General features: G+C 36.5%; 20 protein-coding genes and 1 tRNA gene. 13 read left to right on the top strand and 8 right to left on the bottom strand.

Annotation, left to right across the window (positions count from 1 at the left end; genetic code table 11):
- The first annotated feature begins 15 nt into the window (after positions 1-15).
- From I6J03_RS14430 to I6J03_RS14390, 9 genes are all read left to right on the top strand, one after another.
- Entirely contained in the window at positions 16-753 is a 738-nt protein-coding gene (locus I6J03_RS14430; protein ID WP_003005181.1) for an isoprenyl transferase, read from the top strand.
- A gap of 117 nt (positions 754-870) precedes the next feature.
- The gene (gene bamA, locus I6J03_RS14425; protein WP_003005184.1) at positions 871-3,447 is read left to right on the top strand and encodes an outer membrane protein assembly factor BamA; all 2,577 of its coding nucleotides are present in this window, start codon (positions 871-873) and stop codon (positions 3,445-3,447) included.
- 500 nt (positions 3,448-3,947) lie between these two features.
- Positions 3,948-4,196: a hypothetical protein gene (locus I6J03_RS14420; RefSeq protein WP_201693759.1), complete on the top strand. Its 249-nt coding sequence runs from the start codon at positions 3,948-3,950 to the stop codon at positions 4,194-4,196.
- A gap of 59 nt (positions 4,197-4,255) precedes the next feature.
- Positions 4,256-5,401, top strand: coding sequence for a 6-bladed beta-propeller (locus I6J03_RS14415; RefSeq protein WP_003005190.1), 1,146 nt, complete (start codon positions 4,256-4,258; stop codon positions 5,399-5,401).
- A 1-nt stretch (position 5,402) separates the two neighbouring features.
- Entirely contained in the window at positions 5,403-6,032 is a 630-nt protein-coding gene (locus tag I6J03_RS14410; protein ID WP_003005193.1) for a hypothetical protein, read from the top strand.
- Between the two features lie 499 nt (positions 6,033-6,531).
- Positions 6,532-7,857: an O-antigen ligase family protein gene (locus I6J03_RS14405; protein ID WP_157600401.1), complete on the top strand. Its 1,326-nt coding sequence runs from the start codon at positions 6,532-6,534 to the stop codon at positions 7,855-7,857.
- A 93-nt stretch (positions 7,858-7,950) separates the two neighbouring features.
- Positions 7,951-9,510: a hypothetical protein gene (locus tag I6J03_RS14400; RefSeq protein ID WP_157600402.1), complete on the top strand. Its 1,560-nt coding sequence runs from the start codon at positions 7,951-7,953 to the stop codon at positions 9,508-9,510.
- 288 nt (positions 9,511-9,798) lie between these two features.
- Positions 9,799-10,332, top strand: a complete 534-nt coding sequence (locus I6J03_RS14395) for an OmpH family outer membrane protein (RefSeq protein ID WP_003005202.1) — start codon at positions 9,799-9,801, stop codon at positions 10,330-10,332.
- Between the two features lie 110 nt (positions 10,333-10,442).
- Positions 10,443-11,015, top strand: a complete 573-nt coding sequence (locus I6J03_RS14390; RefSeq protein ID WP_003005206.1) for an OmpH family outer membrane protein — start codon at positions 10,443-10,445, stop codon at positions 11,013-11,015.
- A 271-nt stretch (positions 11,016-11,286) separates the two neighbouring features.
- On the opposite strand, the gene I6J03_RS14385 is transcribed toward I6J03_RS14390, so the two are convergent.
- Positions 11,287-11,610: a hypothetical protein gene (locus I6J03_RS14385; protein WP_003005210.1), complete on the bottom strand. Its 324-nt coding sequence runs from the start codon at positions 11,608-11,610 to the stop codon at positions 11,287-11,289.
- 312 nt (positions 11,611-11,922) lie between these two features.
- Between I6J03_RS14385 and I6J03_RS14380 the strand changes: the two genes are divergently transcribed.
- Entirely contained in the window at positions 11,923-13,218 is a 1,296-nt protein-coding gene (locus tag I6J03_RS14380) for a 4Fe-4S dicluster domain-containing protein (RefSeq protein WP_201693757.1), read from the top strand.
- A gap of 14 nt (positions 13,219-13,232) precedes the next feature.
- Positions 13,233-14,027, top strand: coding sequence for a (Fe-S)-binding protein (locus I6J03_RS14375; protein WP_003005219.1), 795 nt, complete (start codon positions 13,233-13,235; stop codon positions 14,025-14,027).
- An 83-nt stretch (positions 14,028-14,110) separates the two neighbouring features.
- On the opposite strand, the gene I6J03_RS14370 is transcribed toward I6J03_RS14375, so the two are convergent.
- On the bottom strand, positions 14,111-14,845 hold the full coding sequence (locus I6J03_RS14370; protein WP_201693755.1) for a class I SAM-dependent methyltransferase: 735 nt from the start codon (positions 14,843-14,845) through the stop codon (positions 14,111-14,113).
- Positions 14,846-15,103: 258 nt separating this feature from the next.
- Here I6J03_RS14370 and I6J03_RS14365 point away from each other — a divergent pair, with 258 nt between their 5' ends.
- Complete coding sequence (locus tag I6J03_RS14365) at positions 15,104-15,646, top strand: hypothetical protein (RefSeq protein ID WP_003005227.1); 543 nt, start codon at positions 15,104-15,106, stop codon at positions 15,644-15,646.
- An 88-nt stretch (positions 15,647-15,734) separates the two neighbouring features.
- Here the strand turns inward: I6J03_RS14365 and I6J03_RS14360 are convergent.
- The 6 genes from I6J03_RS14360 to I6J03_RS14335 all read right to left on the bottom strand — a co-directional run bounded on the left by I6J03_RS14360 (position 15,735) and on the right by I6J03_RS14335 (position 23,182).
- Positions 15,735-15,818, bottom strand: a tRNA-Leu gene (locus I6J03_RS14360).
- A gap of 67 nt (positions 15,819-15,885) precedes the next feature.
- Positions 15,886-16,770, bottom strand: a complete 885-nt coding sequence (locus tag I6J03_RS14355) for a Ppx/GppA phosphatase family protein (protein ID WP_003005230.1) — start codon at positions 16,768-16,770, stop codon at positions 15,886-15,888.
- A complete protein-coding gene (gene ppk1 / locus I6J03_RS14350; protein WP_003005233.1) occupies positions 16,767-18,815 on the bottom strand; it encodes a polyphosphate kinase 1 in 2,049 nt (682 codons plus the stop codon). The genes I6J03_RS14355 and ppk1 overlap by 4 nt, the downstream gene beginning before the upstream one ends.
- A gap of 110 nt (positions 18,816-18,925) precedes the next feature.
- On the bottom strand, positions 18,926-19,948 hold the full coding sequence (locus I6J03_RS14345) for a Gfo/Idh/MocA family protein (protein WP_003005236.1): 1,023 nt from the start codon (positions 19,946-19,948) through the stop codon (positions 18,926-18,928).
- Positions 19,949-19,966: 18 nt separating this feature from the next.
- Positions 19,967-20,542 (bottom strand): hypothetical protein, encoded by a 576-nt coding sequence (locus I6J03_RS14340; protein WP_003005239.1) that lies wholly within the window; start codon positions 20,540-20,542, stop codon positions 19,967-19,969.
- 63 nt (positions 20,543-20,605) lie between these two features.
- Positions 20,606-23,182: a phosphoenolpyruvate carboxylase gene (locus I6J03_RS14335; protein WP_003005242.1), complete on the bottom strand. Its 2,577-nt coding sequence runs from the start codon at positions 23,180-23,182 to the stop codon at positions 20,606-20,608.
- 206 nt (positions 23,183-23,388) lie between these two features.
- Between I6J03_RS14335 and I6J03_RS14330 the strand changes: the two genes are divergently transcribed.
- Positions 23,389-23,802, top strand: a complete 414-nt coding sequence (locus tag I6J03_RS14330) for an organic hydroperoxide resistance protein (protein ID WP_003005245.1) — start codon at positions 23,389-23,391, stop codon at positions 23,800-23,802.
- The last annotated feature ends 40 nt before the right edge of the window (positions 23,803-23,842 follow it).

Genomic DNA, 23,842 nt, shown 5'->3' with positions numbered 1-23,842 from the left:
CAATTCAATAAAAACATGAATATCAAAGATAAAATTGACCGTAATAATTTGCCACAGCATGTTGCTATCATTATGGATGGCAATGGAAGATGGGCCAAAGGATTAGGTAAATTAAGAATATTTGGACACCAGAACGGGGTGTCCGCAGTACGGGAAGCAATGGAGGGCGCTGTAGAACTAGGTATCCCCTACCTCACCTTATATGCTTTCTCTACAGAAAACTGGAATCGTCCAAAATTAGAAGTACTTGCTCTGATGGAATTGCTGGTCACTACACTCAGTAAAGAAATCAAAACATTTCAGGATAACGGAATACGGCTCAATACAATCGGAGATATTGATAAGTTACCTAAAAATTGTCGTGCCAAACTGATGGAGTCCATGGAATTAACGGCTCATAACACGACCTGTGTACTTACACTTGCATTAAGCTACAGCTCACAGAAAGAGATCGTAGATGCGACAAAAGAAATCTGCAAACAGGTTATACAAGGCAATCTCGATATTGATGCTATCGATGAAAAGGTTTTTGCAAATCATTTATATACCAGGAATATGCCGGATCCGGATCTGTTGATCAGGACCAGCGGAGAGCAGCGTATCAGCAATTACCTGCTTTGGCAAATCGCTTATTCTGAATTAAGTTTTCTACCTAAAATGTGGCCTGAATTTACCCGTGACGATCTTTACGAATGTGTTTATAACTATCAGCAACGCGAAAGACGATTCGGAAAAACAAGTGAACAATTATAATCTTAATTCTTAACTTTGCACGCAAAATACCATTGTTAGATAATAATTTAGCAATATTTTCTTTTAACAAAATTTAACAACAGATTGGTGTACTTTAGCATCGATAAAAATTCATAGATGAAGCGTATAGTATTTTTAATAACTTTTATTTCTTCGGTTTATTCCTATTCAGCCCAGGCGCAAATCACCGGCAATAAACCAATTAATTTAAGTAACCCTGATGAAATTAGCTATTTAACTCCCAGAGATTACGTAATTGGCGGTGTTACAATCTCAGGTACGCAGTACCTGGATAATGATGTATTGATCACCATCTCCAAACTGGTTGTTGGTCAGCACATCGAAGTGCCAAGTGATGCTACAGCCAATGTAATTAAAAATTTAATGGCTCAGGGTCTCTTTGATGATGTACAGCTATATGCAGATCGCGTAGACGGAGACAACATCTTCTTTAACATCAGAGTGCAGGAACGTCCGCGTCTGACACGTATTGATATCAATGGCCTGAGCAAAAGTCAGACCGAAGAAGTTCGTAAACGCCTCAATAGTAATACAGGTAAGATTGTAAACGAAAACCTGATCAACACGACTCGTTTTACCATACAGCGCTTCCTGAGAGAAAAAGCATATTTATATCCGGATATCACCACAAAAACACTTAAAGATACCGCACAGGTAAATAATGAGATCCTTGTTGTAGATGTACAACGCAATAAAAAGGTGAAAGTACGTAAGATCACTTTTACCGGCAATAAAGAGTTCTCACAACGTGCTCTACGAAAAGCGCTGAAAGGTGTAAAACAAAGAGAATGGTACCGCATCTTCGGACCTGGTAAGTTCAAAGATGAAAAATACAAGGAAGCTAAAGAAAAATTAGTTGCTAAACTACATGACAAAGGCTACCGTGATGCAGAGATCATCAGTGATTCTGTAAAACGATTTGATGCCAACGAAGTAACCATTGATATGGAAATCTACGAAGGTCCGAAGTACTATGTAGGTAATATCAGCTGGTCAGGAAATTCTAAATATTCAGATTCTGTGTTGAATTTAATTCTTGGAATTGAGAAAGGAGACGTATTCAGTGAAGAAAAATTAGTTACTAAATTAGCTGGTCCTACCAGAAATGGTGATGATATATCATCTTTGTATACAAACGACGGATATTTAACGTTCACGGCAGATCCTGTACAAACAAAAGTATATGGTGACACCATTGATCTGGAGATCCGTATGTATGAAGGGGCTCAGTATACTATCAACAATGTTATTGTTAAAGGAAATGATGTAACAAACGATAAAGTAGTATTACGTTCCATATATACGAAGCCGGGTCAGAAATTTTCAAAAGATCTGATTATGCGAAGTGTACGTGAGATTGCACAGCTGGGAAACTTTGATGAACAGAAAATCACTCCAAATCCAGTCAATTATAATCCTGCAGAAGGTACAGTAGATATACTTTATAATGTAACTGAAAAGCCTTCCGATCAGGTCGAATTATCAGGTGGATACGGAGCAGGACAGATTATTGGTACCCTAGGTCTGACCTTTAATAACTTCTCCACCAGTAATTTCTTTGATAAAAGCTCATGGAAACCATTGCCTCGCGGAGATGGACAAAAGTTAAGTCTTCGTGGACAGACATCCGGTAAACGCTACCAGTCCTATAGTTTCTCATTCTCAGATCCATGGTTAGGTGGTAAAAAACCTATTTATTTTGGGTTGAGTGCCTATACATCTAACTCTTCATATGGCGGATTCAACTACTATACAGGAGAGCAAATGGTTAAGGATTCTGAATTGCAACGTATCTGGATGACCGGGGTAACTGCGACATTAGGAAAGCGTCTGGAATGGCCTGATAACTACTTTCAGATCAATACTTCACTGTCTTTCCAACGTTACAAATTACAGAATTACGGTAACTACTTCCTGTTCTCAAACGGTACAGCGTACAACATGAACATTACCCAGGAAATCAGTCGTAACTCAGTAGATGCTCCTATTTACCCTACATCAGGTTCGAACATCAAATTCTCAGTTCAGTTGACGCCTCCATACTCTGCATGGAATAACATCAATTACAAAACAGCTCCTCAGGAAGAGAAATATAAATGGACAGAATACCACAAATGGAAATTTGATTCACAGTGGTATATCAAGATTGCAGGTAAACTTGTCCTGAAAACACAGGCACAATTTGGATTCTTAGGAAATTATACCAACAAGACAGAAACATCTACTTTCGAACGTTTCAAGCTTGGGGGTGACGGTATGCAAGGATTTGACTTCCTTCAAGGTTCTGAGATTATTGCACTCAGAGGATATGCCAATGGTGTTATCATTCCGGAAAGCACACCTAATAACTTCCAGCAGATAGCCATCAACTCGGGTAGCCCTATTTATACGAAATACCAGATCGAGCTGAGACACCCTGTAATGTTAAATGATCAGGCTACAGTATTCGTAATGGCATTTGCTGAAGCAGGTAACACATGGAACAAATTCAGTGAGTTCAATCCATTCAAAGTAAGACGTACTGCCGGTGTGGGAGCACGTATCTTCTTACCTATCTTTGGTATGCTGGGTATTGACTACGGTCATGCATTTGATCCAATCCCGGGATTACCAGAAAGTTCATGGAAACAGAATTTCACATTCAGTATCATGCAAAATATGGGAGGATTTTAAGGTTAGAAATTTCCTCCTTTGCTAAATCGCACATAAGATTTAAAGCAGTAATAAACAAGATTTATTACTGCTTTTTTTATGCTTTCTCTTCGACTTAAAAAACTGTACACTGTTACGGAATACTTAGATTGCATATTTTTTTCTACCCACCTCTCTTACTAATCCTCAGTTTAAACGCTTGTATCATAGTATGCACAACAACTAAAGTCATACTATTGTCATAATAAATTGCGTACAAATAAAAACAAAAATTAATCCGTTATCTTGTTAAGAAATTAAAATACTAAAAAAAGTGTTAATTTTACTAATAGACCATGATTAAGAGAAAATATTGATTTTTTTATAATTGACATGATATAAAGTGTTAGATAAAAAAGAATTAATATAGCCAATTTATATTTTATGACATTTTAATCTTCATAGCCGATAAGCTATGTCAAAAATTTCCGACAATACTATACTTTATATACTCACAATTTTAAATTTTAAACTTTAATATCATGAGAAGAATTCAAAAAATACTGGCTGCAAGCTCATTCGCTATTTTATTTATGCTCGGATTTGCCCCAAGTTTCGAAAACGGAGATATACAGATTGTTCAACCCACTCAGGCATTTGGGATTGATGAATACAATCCATTCACTTATACTGATCCCAGAAATCCATCAATCATAGTAACAAAATGCTTAAACGTAACCACAGCTGTACGCTGTTACCGTGGAAGCACAGAAATAAATATTCCTTTATAAAATAACCAATCCAACAAGAGTATAATAAGTATAGTATTTGTTTTTATATCGTATATATTATGACATTAAACTTTAAAATCATATTACCTTGCGCAATATTTATAATTTTCACGGCCTGTAACACAAAACAGAGTAGAGAAATTGACACCCAAAATGCTATCGATACTATTCTTTTTAATAATAAATCATTTAGAGCAGATTCTCTCCCCATAAGCAACTATACATTTTTACCCTTACAGACAAAAGAAGAAAGCCTATTTGCTATAATATCCAAATTAATTCATAAAAATGGTAAATTTTACATTTTAGATGCACATGTAACATCTGCTTTATTTATTTTTTCAGACAAAGGAGAGTTTCTATATAAAATTGATAATAAAGGGAGAGGCTTCGGCCAATATATTACATTAAATGACTTCGATGTAGATGAACATGGTAATGTTTATATAAGCGATATGCAATCCCGAAAAATAATTAAATTTTCAAATGGAGTTCCGCAAAATGAAATTCAGTTGCCTGTACCTTTTTTGGAGTTTGCTATCAACAAAAACTTATCCCAGGATTTGGTTTTATTCAAAACATTTGGGAATAAGGATGTAGATTATATTCTATCTACCTACGACCAGCAGGAATCAAAAATATCCAGAATACAAAAAGCCGATCCCTTATTTGACAAAAGTTCAATTACAGTCTTCTCACCGTTTGGGTTATATAAGTCTCAGAGTTCTTTATCTTATTATAAAAGATTTTCAAACAGTATTTACAGCTATGATTACAAATCGCTAAAAAGGCGTGTAATGATTGATACAGACTTACTTCCCACGGAAGATAATATACAGCAAGCTGTAAAAGCCCGTAATAATTTATCAAATGTAGATTTCATTAAAGATATAACTGAAATTTATGAAAATAATAATTATCTATACTTCTGTATTCACAAAGGAAACCAAAACATAAGTACCCTATTTTCAAAGAATACTAAAACTGCAATTTTTGCGAATAGTGTGAGCAAAAGTATCCCTATGACAAGTGAAATATTCAGTGTATCCGGGCAGGGATTTATCGCTGCGTATTACCCCGATTTTGAAAACAAAGAAAGTTTTATTGACAGTATAAAAGCAAAGGGAATAAAAACTGCCGAACTAAAAAAAATTGAGAAAATTTCACAGGGTGATAATCCTGTCCTCATTTTTATAAACTTTTAATATGAAAAAATTTCTAAAAGAAAATACTGGATTTATATGCTTATTTCTCTTGTGTGTTTCTATAGTTTTATATTTGAGATACCGGGAAACAAAATTAATAAAAACTCATACTCGATCAATTGATTCTTTAACACTAGCCAATCAACTGCTTGAGAAAAAAACCGCCTATTTAGATTATTTAGTTTTTTCAAACTATGATATAAAAAAACTAAATACATTAAACAATAATATAGGCAATGTTCTGCTGTACAAGAAAAGTGGAAACATTGTAGAAGAAGTAAAGTTAAATCAATCACGCAGTCAATTATTCCTCAGACATATGAAAGATGCTTGCAATAACTGCTTCGAAACATTTCTTCTTTCTCTATTAGAAAATAAGCCAATATTAAAAGATTATGAAGTATTTATTGTTGTGGATGAAGAAAACTACCTGAAGTATTCTAAAAATACAATCTCTAATTATGCTAATGTAGTATGGACCAAGGATAAAGATTTCTTTAATAAATTTCAGGCTAATAATAGTTTTTCTTTTATACTCAATAAGGGGACTATAAAAAATATTTTTGTAGCAAACATATATAATCCCGAATATATTGATAATTATTTAGAAAAAATTGAACTAAATCCTTAAAGACTGCTAATCCAAAAATAAGTCTATACTTACAGGAGCATTTATGAGAAAGCTATTGTATCTGTTATTTTTCTGTTTATTATTCAACACAGTCTATATATCAGAAGATTTCCCACTTTCTGCAATACTATCAAAGGATATTGGTCTATTTCTATCAGGCATTGGCTGTTGTGTTATTGCTTCCGTTGTAATACTTCTGAACCGTAACAGCAAAGTCCGGCTAAACGTCATGGATGTATTATCCTTTCTATATCTAATTATCCTTCCGATTATACAATATATATTCTTAGACTATATATCACTTTTGTCTTTACTCAGTTCGCTCACATTTATGATGATCTATATCTCATGCAAAATTGTGTTTTCACAATTCGAGAACAAACAAATACTAAAATGCTTTTTAGATTCAATAATAGTACTTAGTATTTTACAACTGATTATTGCATTCTTCCAGTTATTTAATTATCTGCCCACTTATCATCATTATTCAATTACAGGAATGTTTTTCAATCCGGCCCCATTCGCTATATTATTAGCCATCTGTGTGGGTTGCCTCCTTATTATTGCATTGGATTATTTTAAAAATGTAAGTATTAAAAAAGCAGCGAGTATATCAGTACTATTAATATTACTCCTTTTCATACTTTATAATTTAGACTCCAGATCCTCCTGGATCGGTATTATTATTTGCGTTGGATTTATTATCAATTATTACGTAAGGGCTAAAATTAGCCCTATTCAGATAAACAGATTTATTAAGATTGCTGTTTTTATAATTTGTAGTTTCTTATTCATCTTTTTATTTCAATGGCTTTACACCCTTAGACCAGAATCTGCTGACGGAAGGATTCTAATATGGAAAACTTCATTGGAAATAGTAAAGCAGAATCTTTTTCTTGGAGTAGGTAATGGCATGTTTGGAGCTAATTATTCACTTTTTCAAGGAGAGTACTTTTTAAATAACCCTGATTTACCTAAAGAATACAAATTTCTTGCTTCTGATTCTGTATTTGCATTCAACGATTTTTTACAGATTTTCAGTGAAAAGGGAATTTTTGGAATAATATTTTTTTCCATTATCATATATTTATATTTTAAGTACTATTTTAATTATTCGGCGAAGACAAAGAATAAATGGATCCGTTCAGATATTATTCTTCCCTGTAGTATGTTGATCATTCTTTCTTCGGGAATGACCTCCTATCCTTTGCAAACTCAACCTATCAATACAATTTTCTGGGGGCTGGTAGCTATAGTTTCGAGTAACTATTCCAATAAGTATTTATTAAACCTTTCCAGATATCCTGTACTATCATTACTAACGTTAGTAGCTACAATACTTATTATTTATTGCTTCACTTTATCTAAAGCATATTCATCCTGGGCTTTATCCAAGAAAAATGGAATGACAGAATCCGAATTTTTAAAGTACACAGGTATATTAGAAAGTAATAGCGAATTTCTTTTCGAAATTTCTAAATATTATATGGATAAAACAGATTACAATAAAGCTATAGTTTTTTTAACACAGGCCACTAAAAATAATTTTAGAAAGGAATATTACTATAGTTTGGGGAATTGTTATGAAAAAATTGGAAACTATGAAAAAGCCAGATATTACTATGTAGTGGTTGAAAAAGCAATTCCTCATCTTTTAAGACCGAAATATTTGAGGGCTATCACTCTCTACACAGAAAACAGATTTCCAGAGTTTAAAAAATTAGCAGCGGATATATTAGAAAGTCAGCCAAAAATTGAAAATACTGAAATAATAAAGTATAAAAGACATATAAAATTTTTAATGAGCAAAATTAATAACATATAACTATTCAAGTCAAATCAGTCAGTAACAAAGAGTCATTAAACAATAGTTATTGAAAAGATGACATTAAATGTTGGCAACATTAAGTGTAACACCATGCTAACATTGATTAACCATAAAAAATTATTACTCAACATGTGCAGATATGAATTCATACCATTTCTAGTCTTATTTTTACTACTTGGGTGTCAGAATAGTGATGATATTAAAGGCCAAATCAATTGGCAGAAACTGTCTAAAGAATATGCTAACCCAAAAGATTCTTTAAAATTGATTTCACTTCAGTTTTTAAAAGAAAATATGACTGATTTAAAAAGTGAAACAATTACTTTTTATGACCAAGAAAACAACAATAAAATTAATCTTGATTTTAGAAAATTTGAAAATGACACTTCCTTTTTTGATTTTTTAGATTCTAAAAAAATTTCTTATAAGATACATGATACCCCTGACATTACTATTCTGTCCACAAATGATATTAGAAATTTAATAGAAGATACATTTGAAGTTTGGAATAAATACCCATGGAGTAAGAATGTATCATTTGATAATTTTTTAAATTATCTTTTGCCATATAAAATTTTAGATGAATATCCAGATAACTGGCGTCAGGACTTAAAAAAACGTTTTTCTAAAGATCTCGAAAAATATAACAAATATTATTACTCAGGAAATGATTCTTTAAAAAAGGTTTACGCGCAAACAAATAATTTATACTATGCATTTGTTGTTAATAGAATCGACGAATTATTTACATATAATCCCATTCCTCAGTATTTAACTAATAGACCAGGATTTAATGAAATATCTTGTTTAAGATACGGTGATTGTTTTGGAGGCTCTTATTTAGGCGTTTATTTTTTGCGTTCTATTGGGATCCCGGCAACGGTTGATATTATTCCTGCTTGGGGAATTAAAAACGGAGGACATTCAACAGAAGTTTTTCTGAATGAATCCGGTAAAATGATTGCAGCTTCAGGAAGAGAAATTACAGGACCTGCAAAAGTTTTTAGATTAATGTTCAAACGGCAGAATCAATGGAAAGATTCTATTTCTAAATATGTTGACACGAGTGACTTTGCACTATCACATCTTAAACATAATCATTGGAAAGATGTTACAAATGAGCACACTAACTCAAAAACGATTTTTTGGAAAGATCCCTTATTAAGTGATTTAGAACCTTCATTTGCTTATATATGTGTATTTAATTATGGTAAATGGACACCTATATATTGGGGAAAATCAAATAAGGACAAAAGTTATATTTTCAATAACATGGGGTTTCCAATGTTATACAGATTCGCAAAACCAAGTAAAGATGGGATTAAGGTATCTGACGCTGTTCATATGGTGGATTCTTTAGGAAATATTTCAAAAATTAATCCAGCTATGTATTCCAGAATAAGCGCTAGGCTTCACAAAATCAATACAGGAAGTGAATCTTGGGTAAAAAGGGGAAATAAATACGATTTATTCTATATCAACAAGACCGGAGAATGGGAGTATTTGAGTACAAATAAATGTCAAACTGATTCAATAATTGATTTTGCAAACATTCCAGGCAACACAATTTACAGATTAAAACCGCATAAAGATAAGCATGAACTTTCACGTCCATTTACACTTCACGAGAATCAACAAAAATGGTGGTAGTAATCTATAGTGAATAAAGAATTTCTCTATCCTTTTTTCTTATTTTAGCAAGCCACATTAATCATGACTTTTTCCATATAAAACGCTTCGGTATAAAATATAACATACAATAGTTAAATATTGTTAAAGGGGGAAATAAAACATTTATTTCCCCCTTTTTTATTACTTTTGGGTGCTTAAGTAATTAAGTATGTATTTAGTAGAGGACATAAAAGAATTTTAAACTTTTTGGAATAAATATTGTCCATAACAACAAAGAGAAATGTTTAACGATTTATCTAGATAAAAATGAAAAAAATAATAGCTATTATCGCCTTTTTAACGTTGGCTACGACTGCTACATTTGCTCAACGTTTCGCATATGTGGATTCGGAATATATTCTAAAACATATTCCGGAATATGTTTCCGCACAAAAACAATTGGATGACCTGTCTGTACAATGGCAGGAACAGGTAGATGCCAAATACGGTGAAATTGAAAAATTGTATAAAGCGTATCAAAATGATCAGGTATTACTAAACGAGGACATGCGCCGCCGTAGAGAAGACGAGATCGTTAAGAAAGAAAAAGAAGCTAAAGAATTTCAGCGTCAGAAATTCGGATATGAAGGAGAGCTTTATCAGCAACGTATCCGTCTGATCAAACCTATTCAGGATCGTGTAGCAAAAGCCATTCAGGATCTTGCTACTAATCAGGGATTAGATATCGTATTGGATAAGGGAAATGAAGTAACATTCCTGTATGCAAATCCAAAATTGGATAAAAGTAATGATGTCATTACAAAATTAGGATTTAAACCAGACGCAGCGCTTGTAAAATAATTTTTTTTTATTATCATTGCGACGGACAATTAAAAGGTATTATAGTTTTAAAAAATAAACAATTATCTTATTCCCATAATTGAATAAGACCAAAGATTAAAATCAAAAGAATGAAAAATTTAGTAAAAAGTGCAGCATTGGCAGCGGGATTGCTTTTCTCAACTCAATTGGTAAATGCTCAACAAAAAATCGGACATATCAATTTTGGAGACATTATCTCCGGTACTACAGAATTCAAAGCTGCTCAGGATCAACTTAAAACGTTGAATGATAGCAAAACAAAAGAATTGCAAGGTATGTATGCGGAATACCAGAAGAAACAAACTGATGCCAATGAAAAAATGCGCAACCGCAGTGAAGCTAACAAAGAAACTGTTGATGCAGAATTGAATACGTTAGGTACACAACTTCGTGATATCGAAACCCGTATCAATGAAGTACAACGTTTAGCGCAGGAAGAAGTAGGTAAAAAACAAGAAGAACTATACCAGCCGATCGAAAGAAAAGTAATGACTGCAGTTAACGATATCGCTAAAGCAAAAGGTTATGCTTATGTATTTGATATCTCAAGCACTAATATTCCTTACTTTGCAGGTGGTGATGATTTGACTACTGAGGTAAAATCCAAGTTGGGAATCTCTGCTACTGCAGCTCCTGCAGCTACAACACCGGCAAAAAAATAAGACGAAAAAACGTATAATAAAAAGACAGCTCATATTTATGAGCTGTCTTTTTTGTTTAGAACTATTGTCAATTACCAACCTACCCTTCTCAGCGCCATCCCCCCTACTTAAATACTCATCCTAGTGCTTATTCGATTGTTGCAAAGAGAGAGAGAAAACAACAATCTCATCAGATCAGTAGTATAAGTAAGGAAGCTGTGCTGAACATTTGTGCCTGGATACTGTAAAACTCACTCACGATGATAAAAAACGCAGCCCAGGACTTAATTTTTTAAGACTTTTCGATCATACTATATACTTCCTGCATATAAAATGATTCTGTCAGAGCCTCTACAAAGTCATCCCATTCCTCTTTTCTGAAATTGAAAACAATCTCCGGACAAGGTGTATTCAATAATAGTCTGAATTCACCATCAGGAAAACTCACAAAACAATGATCGTTACCCTGACTTAATGTCGTTTCTACAAAAGTCTCAAACTGACGTCTTGTGAAAGTCAATACGAATGAAGATTGCCAAATGTAAAAGGTTTGACACTTATTGCACAGACTTACATGCGTAGTTCCTTTTTCACTCAATAAGATGGATTGACACATATGCTTAAAAATATCTTTTGACTTTACTATATCCGGTCTTCCTAAACAGTATCTTCCTAACACCAGGAACAGGATAAAATCCAATCGATACTTTGTTATATTTATTTAGACTCATTAAAAATAATATCCAAAACTAAAGATTCAAATCCATATCTCAAAACTATTTCTCACATATTCTTGTTTTTATTTTTTCAATGCTTGCAAAAGCATATATGCAACTGGCTTTTATTTTTAACCATTATAAATTAAATATTATGCAAGCATAGTATTTAATTTATTTTATATTTGTGTTACACCTGATTTTGAACAGTTATGATCAGTCAAATCATTTTTAGTATTCTTTTTATTGCAGCTATAGTTTTCTTTGCAGGCAATGCCCGTAAGATATGGCGCAATATACGTTTGGGAAAAAATGTAGATCGCTTTGACCGTCCGGGTGAACGGTTGAAAACTATGTTACTGGTTGCTTTTGGACAACAGAAAATGTTCAAAAAACCCCTTCCTGCCCTGCTTCATCTCTTTGTATATGCCGGATTCTGTATTATAAATATCGAGATGATAGAGATTATTATCGATGGTATCTTCGGTACACATCGTGTTCTTTCTTTCATGGGAGGTTTCTATAATTTTCTGATCTATGCTTTCGAATTATTAGCATTTAGTGTATTAGCAGCTTGTGTGATCTTTTTTATCCGCAGAAATGTATTAAAAATAAAACGCCTTCAACAAAAGGAACTGAATAACTGGCCAAAGACAGATGCTAATCTGATTCTTATTACAGAGATACTGCTGATGGCAGCCTTTCTTTTTATGAATGCAGCAGACCACAAGCTTCAACTGGCAGGTGTAAGCCACTATCACCAGGCAGGCTCATTTCCGGTTAGTTCCTGGTTAATGGGTATACTTCCGGATAATCCTTCTGCGCTGATAGCTATTGAAAGAGGTTGTTGGTGGTTTCATATTATAGGTGTACTGTTGTTCCTGAATTATTTACCTATATCAAAGCATCTGCATATCATACTGGCTTTCCCGAATACGTATTTCAGCAAGCTGGAACCTAAAGGCAAGTTTGAAAATATGGTTTCTGTAACCAACGAAGTCAAAGCTATGCTTGATCCCTCGTTTACTCCTCCGGTTACTGATGGAATTTCCAGATTCGGAGTCAAAGATGTACAGGATCTCACATGGAAGAATCTCTTGGACGCATATACCTGTACGGAGTGTGGACGCTGTACATCAGCATGTCCGGCAAATATGACTGGTAAACTGCTTTCCCCACGAAAAATTATGATGGATACAAGAGACCGTTTGGAAGAAGTGGGTAAGAATATAGACAAGAACGGAAGCGCTGTAGAAGATAATAAATCACTGCTTGATACGTATATAAGCAGAGAAGAAATATGGGCGTGTACAAGCTGTAATGCTTGTGTAGAACAATGTCCGGTTAATATCAACCCATTGGAGATCATCATGGGGCTCAGACAGTATGCTGTCATGGAAGAATCTCAGGCTCCCTCCAGTATCAATGCTATGTTTGGTAATCTGGAAAACAATGGTGCTCCCTGGAAATATGCACAGGCTGACAGAGCAAACTGGGCGAATCAATAAATCATTCAACAACTATGGAAGAGCAATTACACATACCTACTGTAGCCGAATTGGCCGGCAAAGGCGAAGCTCCCGAGATATTATTTTGGGTAGGCTGTGCAGGAAGTTTTGATGAACGGGCGCAACGTATCACCAGAGATATATGTAAGATTCTGCATCATGTGGGACTTAAATATGCCATTCTGGGGACTGAAGAAAGTTGTACAGGAGATCCGGCCAAACGCGCAGGAAATGAGTTTCTTTTTCAGATGCAGGCCATGACCAATATTCAGGTACTGGATGCCTATGAAATAAAAAAAATCGTAACGGCCTGTCCGCACTGTTTCAATACCATTAAAAATGAATATCCACAATTAGGAGGTAACTACGAAGTCATACATCACACCCAGCTGATTCAGTCTCTGATTGATGAAGGAAAGTTAAAACCAAGCGACGGACATGAGTTTAAGGGAAAGAAGATTACCTATCATGATCCTTGTTATCTGGGAAGAGCAAATGAGGTGTATGAAGCCCCGCGCAAGGTTTTGGAAGTATTGGACAGCCAACTTGTGGAACTCAAAAGATGTCGTAGCAATGGTCTTTGCTGTGGTGCAGGCGGAGCCCAGATGTTTAAAGAACCCGAACCGGGAAATAAAGATATTAATATTGAAAGAATAGAAGATGTAATTGCTTCTGAAGCGCAGATAGTAGCAGCGGCCTGCCCATTCTGTATGACCATGCTTCGGGATGGTGTCAAAATAAAAGATAAAGAAGCCGAGATTCAGGTCCTGGATATTGCAGAGATCACGGTCAAAGCAAATAAACTTTAAATTAACAGGCAGTATTTGAGGACTGCCTGTTATATAAGCTCTTTCCTCACACCAACCTTTATTCACAAAAATTCTCAATCCCTTTAATTCTTTGTCGCAGAAATAAGAATAAAAACAGGTCTTCTGGATTCATCCTTCATCTCAGGAAATTCTTCTAACACCACATCTGAAGGCTTCGGTTCTGCTATTCGGTTAATCGTAAATCCAGCTGCAATAACTCCATTTAACAAAGTCTCCATGGTTCGGTGATACTTGATGACGTCATGTCCCAGGAACATTGCATTTCTTCTGCCTTCCTGCTGGTAATGATCCACAGGCCAGTGCAAGCGTGTACCTTGTTCATTCTTATACCAATCCTGCTCCGCTCTTGCTGTGAATATCGGATGTTCCATAGAAAAGATAAAGCTCCCCCCTCTTTTCAAAAAATGATTCACTTTCTGAAAGACGTTCTCCAGGTCCTTTATATAATGAAGAGCCAGTGAACTGATTACTATATCAAACTCTTCCGTTGCAAAATTAACATCTTCAATAGCCATCTGCCGGTAATCAATATCTAGTCCTGCAGAATTCTCTTTTGCCTTACGGATCATCTTTGCAGAGAGATCGACTCCAATTACATGGCTTGCTCCCTGCTGCATAGCATATATGCAATGCCAGCCATATCCGCAGCCCAGATCAAGCACATTTTTATGCTCAAAATCAGGAAACATCGTTTTTAAAACATGCCATTCTCCAGCGGCATGCAACCCCTCTTTAGAACGTGGCATTTTTCCATACTCATCAAAGAATCCACTATCATCATAAATATTCTGTTTCATAACATCCTTTTGTTTTTTGACATGACGTAACTAACTCCCCCTGCCGAATATTATATTCTACAAAAATTACGCAAAATAAAGTACATATCTAAACAACGAATTAGTGAAGATTAATCTTTCCAAAAAAACTACTTAAATTCATTAAATTAGGATAGGAATTTGGAGTGCATTATGTACAAAAAATAAAGAGATAATGCTTTATTTCAGCTACTATACTCAACAAAGCTCTAAATCAGATTAAAAGATATCATAACCAGTATGAAAGAACTCTATGCATCTTGTTTGATATATGACAACAATCTATATGCAAGAATAGGGGGTAAACCTCCTGAAATAATTGAAAACAGTATTCCTGATGATTATAAATTTTATGCTGTTATCCATCATCCGGAAAAACCAGATAAAATGCTTTCTATACTCATACATAGTGATTTTGATGTGCTTTTAGAAAACAATATTTATCCCAACATAGCTGTGCAGGTTATAGAACATGAGCACTCGGAAATTGGAGACAGAACAGATAAGGTTATTTCCTCGCTTGGGATCTATTCCATAAGTAAGTATGCTGTAGTAAACGAAAGTGATTTTTTATTTCTAAAAGCCGGAGGAGAGCCTCGACTTATCCAACCCAAAAGTCATTATTATGAACAGTTGGAAAAGGATAATTATTCCTTCTTTTTACAGATAGAAGAAGAAGGATATGCTGAAGAATCTGATTATGTCTTTATGTACGGAGCGCTATATCTGTATAAAAACAAAGTAACTGATGAAGTAATAGCCGGTTTCTGGCAATATTCTTAAATAAGCTTATACACATACTTTTCCTTCTCCGAAAAGTGAACCATAAAAAAGCAGCCAGATCTTTGATTTAAAGATCTAGCTGCTGAAGTGCCCAGGAGCAGATTCGAACTGCCACGCCCATTCAGGCGCCACCCCCTCAAGATGGTGCGTCTACCAATTTCGCCACCTGGGCATCTTGAGTTGCAAAAATAATCCTTTTTTCGGAACCTGCAACCTAAAAATCATCTTTTAATAGGATGTTAATTGTTATTTTTCAAATTCCTGCGGATTAATGTCTGGATAATTCCATCAACTAGACCGACCCTGGGAGCTACAATAGTTTTCAAATGTCCGATCTTCATAATCGTAAGGAAAATCTCTGCTGCAGGGATAATAACATCTGCACGATCCTGTTTCAATCCCAATACATTGATCCTGTCTTTAAGCGAATAAGAAGTAAGATGATTATAGATCGCCTTTAACTTAGAATAAGACATAGGTTTATCTTCTTTTGCATTGGCCAGTCTGGACAACTTATTGATGTTACCACCTGTTCCGATACCATACACTTGCTTATACATCTGTGTATGTGTCTTCACCCAATCTTTCAGTTCGTCCCATGTCTCCGGTTGATCCTGATTATCCAGAATACGGATAGTCCCCAGATTAAACGAACGGGAAGCGACCAGCCTGGAATTAGCGAACAAAGACAATTCCGTACTACCACCACCTACATCAATATACAGATACACTTTATCCTTGTCCATATCCTGCTCCAGGTGACTGTTATAGATGATCTCTGCTTCCAGACTGCCATCTATGATCTGGATATCCACTCCGGCTTTTTTACATGCCTTCACGACTTCCTTTCCATTTCCGGCATCCCGCATCGCTGAAGTCGCGCATGCCATATAATCAGTCACTCTGTATACATCCATCAGATTTTTGAATGCGGTCATTGTACTGACCATATCCTTAAATTTTACATCAGAAATATGATGTTGGATAAAAGCATCATCGCCTAAGCGCAGGGGTACACGCAACAAGGTATTTTTGATAAACGATATTTCTTCTTTGGTTTGGTCAATGTCGGCTATCAGTAACCGGACAGCATTGGACCCAATATCTATTGCTGCGTATCTCACAAAATTTCGATTTTATTTTTTAAATAATTATAAGTATCCACCTGAGCACGGTTAGAGGCATTTACCGGGCTCCGTTTATATCTGTTTTTCTGTTGGGCATCGATAATCCTTGCCTTCGTATTATCGGCCAGCTGAATCTTGATCAGATCATATACTTCGGCTATCAGGTCTTCATTTTCAATCGGGAAGGCAATCTCCACTCTCCTGTTCAGGTTGCGTGTCATCAGATCTGCTGAAGAAAGATAGATCTCTTTCGTATCACCGTAATCAAAGATCCATACCCGTGCATGTTCCAGATAACGGTCAACAATACTGGTCACATGGATATGCTCACTGAAACCTTCTTTTCCCGGGATCAGACAGCACATTCCGCGAATAATAAGATTGATCTTTACACCGGCATTATTTGCCTGATAAAGACGCTGAATAATATCTTCATCCGTAAGACTGTTCATCTTCAGTATCAGGGAGACTTTTATACCTTGCTGACTTAATTTAATGAGCTGATCGACCTTTCTATAGAAGATATCCCGCATAGCCAGAGGTGCAGTGATCAGTGACTTATAATTGTCATGGTATACACTTTTCTTTAACCCTGTAAACAGGCGTTTGAGATCCCGTGTAATAAGCTTGTTAGCCGTAAACAATCCGATATCACAATATATTCTGGCTGTCTTTTCGTTAAAATTACCGGTAGACAAGTACGTATAGGCTACTCTTCTTTTACCTTCACGTCTGAATACCAGACATGATTTGGCATGAAGCTTAATATTGACATTTCCTAAGAAAACATTCACTCCTGCCTCTTCCAGTTTCGTGAGCCAGTAGATATTTGCTTTTTCATCAAATCGGGCCTTCACTTCTAAAAATGCATTGACGCGCTTCCCGTTTTTGGCTGCGATGATAAGTGCATTCATAATATTAGAATTGTTCGCCACCCGGTATAAAGTGATATTGATCTCTTCTACAGTAGGGTCAATAGCCGACTCCCGTATGAAATGCAAAACATAGTCATAGGATTGGTAAGGCAAATGGATAAGATAGTCTCTCTTCTTTATCGGTTTGAAAAGACTCCTGTTAATATCCAATCCCGATACAGGTAATGCTGCTACCGGCTCATAAGCCAGATCCGAACGGTTTCCTATGGGAAAATTAATAAAATCGCTGAAGATCATATAACGATTCATAGGAATAAACCCGTCATCGTCTACTTCCAGTTGATTGTCCAGATAACTCAATAACGAAGGGGGCATATTGGCATCATACTCCAGCCGGATGACTTTTCCTGTCTGTCTGTCAATCAGACTCTTTTTTAATACTTCCAGAAATTTATCACTGCGGTCTACGTCCAGATCCAACTCTGAATCGCGGGTAATCTGAAAGCGGTAACCGGATATTTCATCAAATTCCACTGCCGTATAGATATCTTCCAGAAACATCATGATGATTTCATCCAGAAGAATAATCTCATGTTGTCCGGCACTGTTAGGTACATGATGAAAACGGCTGATCACATTTTTAGGCATTTCTATAATAGAAATCCTTTCCTGATCCTTATGGGATAGTTTTACTATAAAATGTAGACTTCTGCCATTGATATTGGGAAAGAACTGATCATTGACCCAGATCGGGATCAGATATTTCAGGATTTCTTCCTGGAAATAGGTGTGCAGATATTCGCGCTGATCATCCCGCAGATCGTCCGCTTCCAGAATATTGATATTTTCTTCTTCCAGACGTTTCATTAACACCTGATCAAAAAGGTAATCAAACTTCTTGTCCAGTTTCAAAACGCTGTGCTGAATTTGTTTCAGCACTTTTTTAGGTTTAAATCCTATTTTTTTGTTCTTCAGCTCATTTTCCACCATACGGTGAAGAATGGCTACGCGAACGCTGTAAAACTCAGATAAGTTGGAGGAGTAGATAGCCAGAAAACGCAATCTTTCCAACAAAGGTACGGTATCGTCTGCGGCCTCCTGAAGCACACGTTCGTTAAATTGCAGCCAGCTAAGCTCGCGATTAAGGACGGGAAATTGGTCGCTCAAAATAATAAGATTTTAGATCTTTAAATTTAATATTTTTCAGACCAATATTAAAGACTTGATGTTAATTATTCATTAAGAAATAATTAACACTTTCTTAATTTAAATCTATGCTAACCTGATGGCGCCAGTATTTCCAGTTGCAGTAAAATCTGATCTTCGGTTACGAAGTAAGGGACTCCATGACGTAAAGTCTCGTATACGGCCTCAAATAATTTACGATAATCACCCCTCTCAGCAACCAGAGATTCAGTCAGCATATTTCCCTTATCATCTGCTAAGGTTAGTAACGCTTCTTTCCCTTCCGGTTCGATTCCGTAAGCGTTGTCATTCGGAGACATTCCTGCCAGCAGCTGCTGCTCCTGTACATCGCTTCTGTCTTTTACAAAAGATCCCTTCAGAGCATGTAAAACAAAGCTTTTTTGCGGATTGGCAACCATTAGGCTGACGGTAATAAATACGCTCAGTCCTTTCCCGTAATTCAAGAGCAGACAGGCATAATCGTCCACCTTAGATTTAGGGCGATTAGTAGATAAGATCTTTGTTACTGACCTGGGCTTGCCGAATAGCGAAATTGTCTGATCCAACAGATGTGATCCCAGATCATACAATATACCACTTCCCGGACGTTTGGTTTCCTTAAATTTTTTGACACCAATCTCAGTCTTATACCTGTCAAATCGAAGGTGTAGTTCGACCGGTTTGCCCAGCTTTCCTGATTCCAGTGTTGCTTTCAGGGATTGAAAGTCAGAATCAAAGCGTCTGTTATGGTAAGGAAGTACATGTCGGTTCATTTTACGTCCCAGAGCAAAAAGTTCTTTTGCTTCTTTGACAGTCGGAGAAAAAGGTTTTTCTACCAGGACATGTTTGCCTGCCAATAAAGCCATTTTGGCAAATTCAAAATGCGTATCGTTTGGCGTATTGACAATGACAAGTTCGATCTCCGCGTCTTCCAGTAATTCCTTTACACTGGAATAGCTTATGATTTCCGGATAATCCAGGTGTGCGTGTTTGGTTTTACGCTCCACAATAGCCTTCAGCTGAAACCTATCACTACCCGCTATAAACGGCGCATGGAACACCCTTCCGGACATTCCATACGACAATATTCCTGTAACTACTTGCTTTACAGCCATACAGTATTATTTAATTTATTAATGGTGAGCATGCTCATCATGTTTTACTCCGGCAGCGTGATACACTTCTTCCAAAGCTTTTGCATGATCAGCAGCAAATTTTTGCAATTTCACATTTGTATTTCTGGAAACACGGTCGAATTGCTCTTTGATAAGGGTTTGCTCATGCTCTGCATGTTTCAGGAAAGCAGCATCAGAATAACTTGCAACTTTTGACGTCACAGCAGTACTGTCTGTAGCGGCAGTTTGCTGAGCCGGAGCCTGGAATGCCTGTGCTCCTCTGATCGGGAAGTCAACATGCACTTCTGTAGCTATGCTATCCAAATGAGGGATCAATGATCCGTAAACTTCTTTGATTTTAGCGGCCAAGGATTTCACTTTTGCATCAGATGAAACACTCCCTGCATATTCTGCATAAGCTAATTCATAAGGGATTTTCTCTCCTACTGTCTGGAAAAAGCGATATGCATCACCATCCACTAATGAAGTGTGTGTATATTTCAACTGATTCTGCTCAGCTGTCTTATTACTACAGGAAGCAAATAATGTACTACCTCCGATAACTGCTACTACAAATAAAGTATTAAGTTTCATATTCTCTTTTGATTACGACCACAAAAATATAAATAATATGCTAAATTCCCTATTCTTCTGTGATTATGCTAAATTTCTTCCGGCGTTTACAACCCCATATATTGTCCTGGCAATCAGTTTTGAATATACATCGTATTTTGGATCTTCTGTTTCCAGCTGCTTTTGCTTTCTGATTGCATAATGCTGAATAATTAATAAAGGCAGAATAATTTTTTCTCTTGCCAGAATTGATTCCCGTTCTACCGGATAATTTTCCATCAGAATTTTTGTATTGCTCAACTTAAGGACATATTTCTTAGTAAGCTCGTATTCGGCATGCAGCATTTTCCAGAAATCTCCGTATTGTTCATCAAACTGCATATAAGATGTGATATCAAAATTGGATTTCGTCATAGACATCATACAGTTGTCAATAATGGTATTAAACATACCCGAATGCTCATACAGATTGCGGACATAGGACCAAAGGTTGTTTTCTTCTGCAAATTGTAGAGCAGAACCTACCCCGAAGAATCCCGGAATATTCTGTTTCAGCTGACTCCATGAAGTCACAAAACTGATGGCACGCAGATCTTCCAGCTTCAATTCTTTATCCGAATTCCGCTTCACAGGACGGCTGCTGATATTGATGGTGGAGAGCACCTTAAGGGGACTCAGATTTTCCAGGTAATTCAGGAATAAAGGATCCTTACGCAAAGACATAAACTTTTCGTAACTCACCTCTGCCATCTGATCGATCACATTCTTTTGTTTTGCGGTCAGTGTATCGCCTTCATTTTGTCTTATTTCAGAAATGATACCTGCATGCAGCAATTGTTCAATATTATACTTAGCCGTATCGAGTGAGCCATACTGACTGCTGATCGTCTGCCCCTGAATGGTCAGTTGGATATGTTTATTTTCAATCTCACGTCCCATTGAAGCGTAGAAGCGTTGCGTTTTACCTCCACCGCGTGCAGGCGGGCCTCCACGACCATCAAAGAACACCAGATCTACCTCGTAATCTCTGGCAATAGCCGTCAGATCCATTTTGGCCTTATAGATAGACCAGTTTGCCATCAGATACCCCCCGTCTTTTGTACTGTCTGAGAATCCAAGCATAATCGTCTGCTTGTTACCTCTGGATTTGAGATGTGCGACATATGCAGGATGTGTATACAATGCCTTCATGACGTCTCCGGCTCTGACCAGGTCGTCCACTGTTTCAAACAGTGGCACAAAATCTATAGTAAGCTCTTCCTTCTTCCAACCCGACCACAGAAACAACTGCATCAATCCCAGGATATCCGAAGCCTGCTGACAGTTACTGATGATAAAGCGTTGCGCTGCCCGTTCGCTTCCGGCATTCTGAATACTTTTTAATAAAGGAATGACTTCCAAAGTATCTTTTACCAACAGAGCAGCATCTTCGCCTACCTCAAGATCCAGTTCTGAGAAAGGAAACCCCTTTTGCTTGGCAGTTTCACTCAATCCTTCAAAATCTTCTGCTAATCCTGTTTTTTTCTGATGCTTGGTAATAAGGTAAGTAATGGTATCCCGTAATACACGGCTGTCCTGACGGATATCGAGGGTTGTAAAGTAGCATCCGAAAGTCACGACTTTACGGATCAGATCTTCCACTACATCTATAAATAAGCTATTATGTTTTTCAATCAGTACTTTTTTAATAGCTTTCAGATTCGTGAGGATACGATCCGTTTCATCCTTAGGATTCTCTACCGGATTAAAACTGTTTTCATAGAACAATTCCTGCAGCGTATCCATATACTGTTCCACCCCTCTGAACGTAATGCGTCTCTTGATGACTCTAAAATCGCGATAATAGCATCTGAACAAAATAGTCCGCAGCATTGTCGCCACTTTACGGGTACTTTCGACGGTTACATTTGGATTTCCGTCACGGTCTCCGCCCGGCCAGAATCCTAGTTCAATAAGTTGTTTCACATCTTCAGTAGGCATCTCCAGTTCATCATCTATTGTAGCCTGAATTTCGGAAGCCACTTTATAGAAGACGTTTTCCAGATACCAGGCCAGACTCGCTGCCTCATCCACCGGAGTAGGTTTCAGCTTATTGATAAACGGAGTCTTACCCAGTTGCTGAAGAAGTAAATGGATATTATTGATATCATTGTCCTTAATTGCTTCAATAAGGTCATTTATAATAGAAAGTACAGCTCCCGGATAGAATTGTGTAGGGTGTGCTGTCAGGACTAATCGAACAGAAAAATCCTTCAGTTTGTTGACAATTTGTTTTCTGAGCTTGCTATTTGTTTCTGTTTGGCGGAAAAGAGGTTCCAAAAGGCCCGCTTCATCTGCACGCCCTATAGACTGAAAAGAAGAATCCTCTACGGCATCAAATAAAACAACCTGACGCTCTACATATTGTACGATTCTGAAAAGAAGATCAACACGATCCTCTTCCTGTACATATTGCTCATATTGTCCAAAAAAACTATCTATGATCTCCTCCGGAGCGAGATGTTCTTCCACCCCCTTCTCACAATGTGTAGTAAAAAAAGGCAACAATGTACCCGTATGCTTTACGCGCTGAAACGGTAAAGTAAGGAATAAACTCTTGAAAAGTTCAAAACGGGTCAACACCTCGTTTTGAAAGGTAGCTTCTTTTTGACTTAATTTCATGGTTTTGAAATAACACGAGGTTGTGTGTTTTGTTTGTTTGATTTAGTTGATTTCAACCTCCGAAAATCAAATATATAAAATTTATACTCAAATATCCTTTATAATGTAAATTTTAAATACAAGACTTCAAAATTTTAAAATTTTAACAACAACATTATGCCGACTTTAGTGTTATTATATTATTGAAAAACAAATAACACACTACCATGAGCAATAAACTATATACTGCAGAAGTCACCGCTACAGGAGGAAGAGACGGTGCTGTAAAGTCGTCGGACGGAATAATTGATTTTGAGGTGCACAAACCCGAAGCAATGGGTGGAAAAGGCGGAGCAACTAATCCGGAGCAACTATTTGCTGCAGCCTGGAGTTCCTGCTTCTTAGGAGCAATGGGTGCTGTAGGAGAAAAAGATCATATAGATCTGAAAGATGCTACAGTGACGGTAAAAGCTTCCTTTAATGAAGAAGATCATTCTTTCTTTCTGTCAGCCGAATTAGAAATACATGTGCCTTCCCTATCCATTGAAGAAGCTCAGAAACTGGCAGATAAAGCGCATAAAGTGTGTCCCTATTCAAAAGCTACAAAAGGGAATATCGAAGTCAGCATCAAAGCTGTATAACTCTTTACAAAAAAGACTGTTCAGCAGTCTTTTTTGCTAT

This window comes from Sphingobacterium spiritivorum, from assembly GCF_016724845.1.
GTDB lineage: Bacteria > Bacteroidota > Bacteroidia > Sphingobacteriales > Sphingobacteriaceae > Sphingobacterium > Sphingobacterium spiritivorum_A.
Note: the sequence above shows the minus strand (reverse complement) of the source record. Positions and strands in the feature narration are given on the sequence as shown.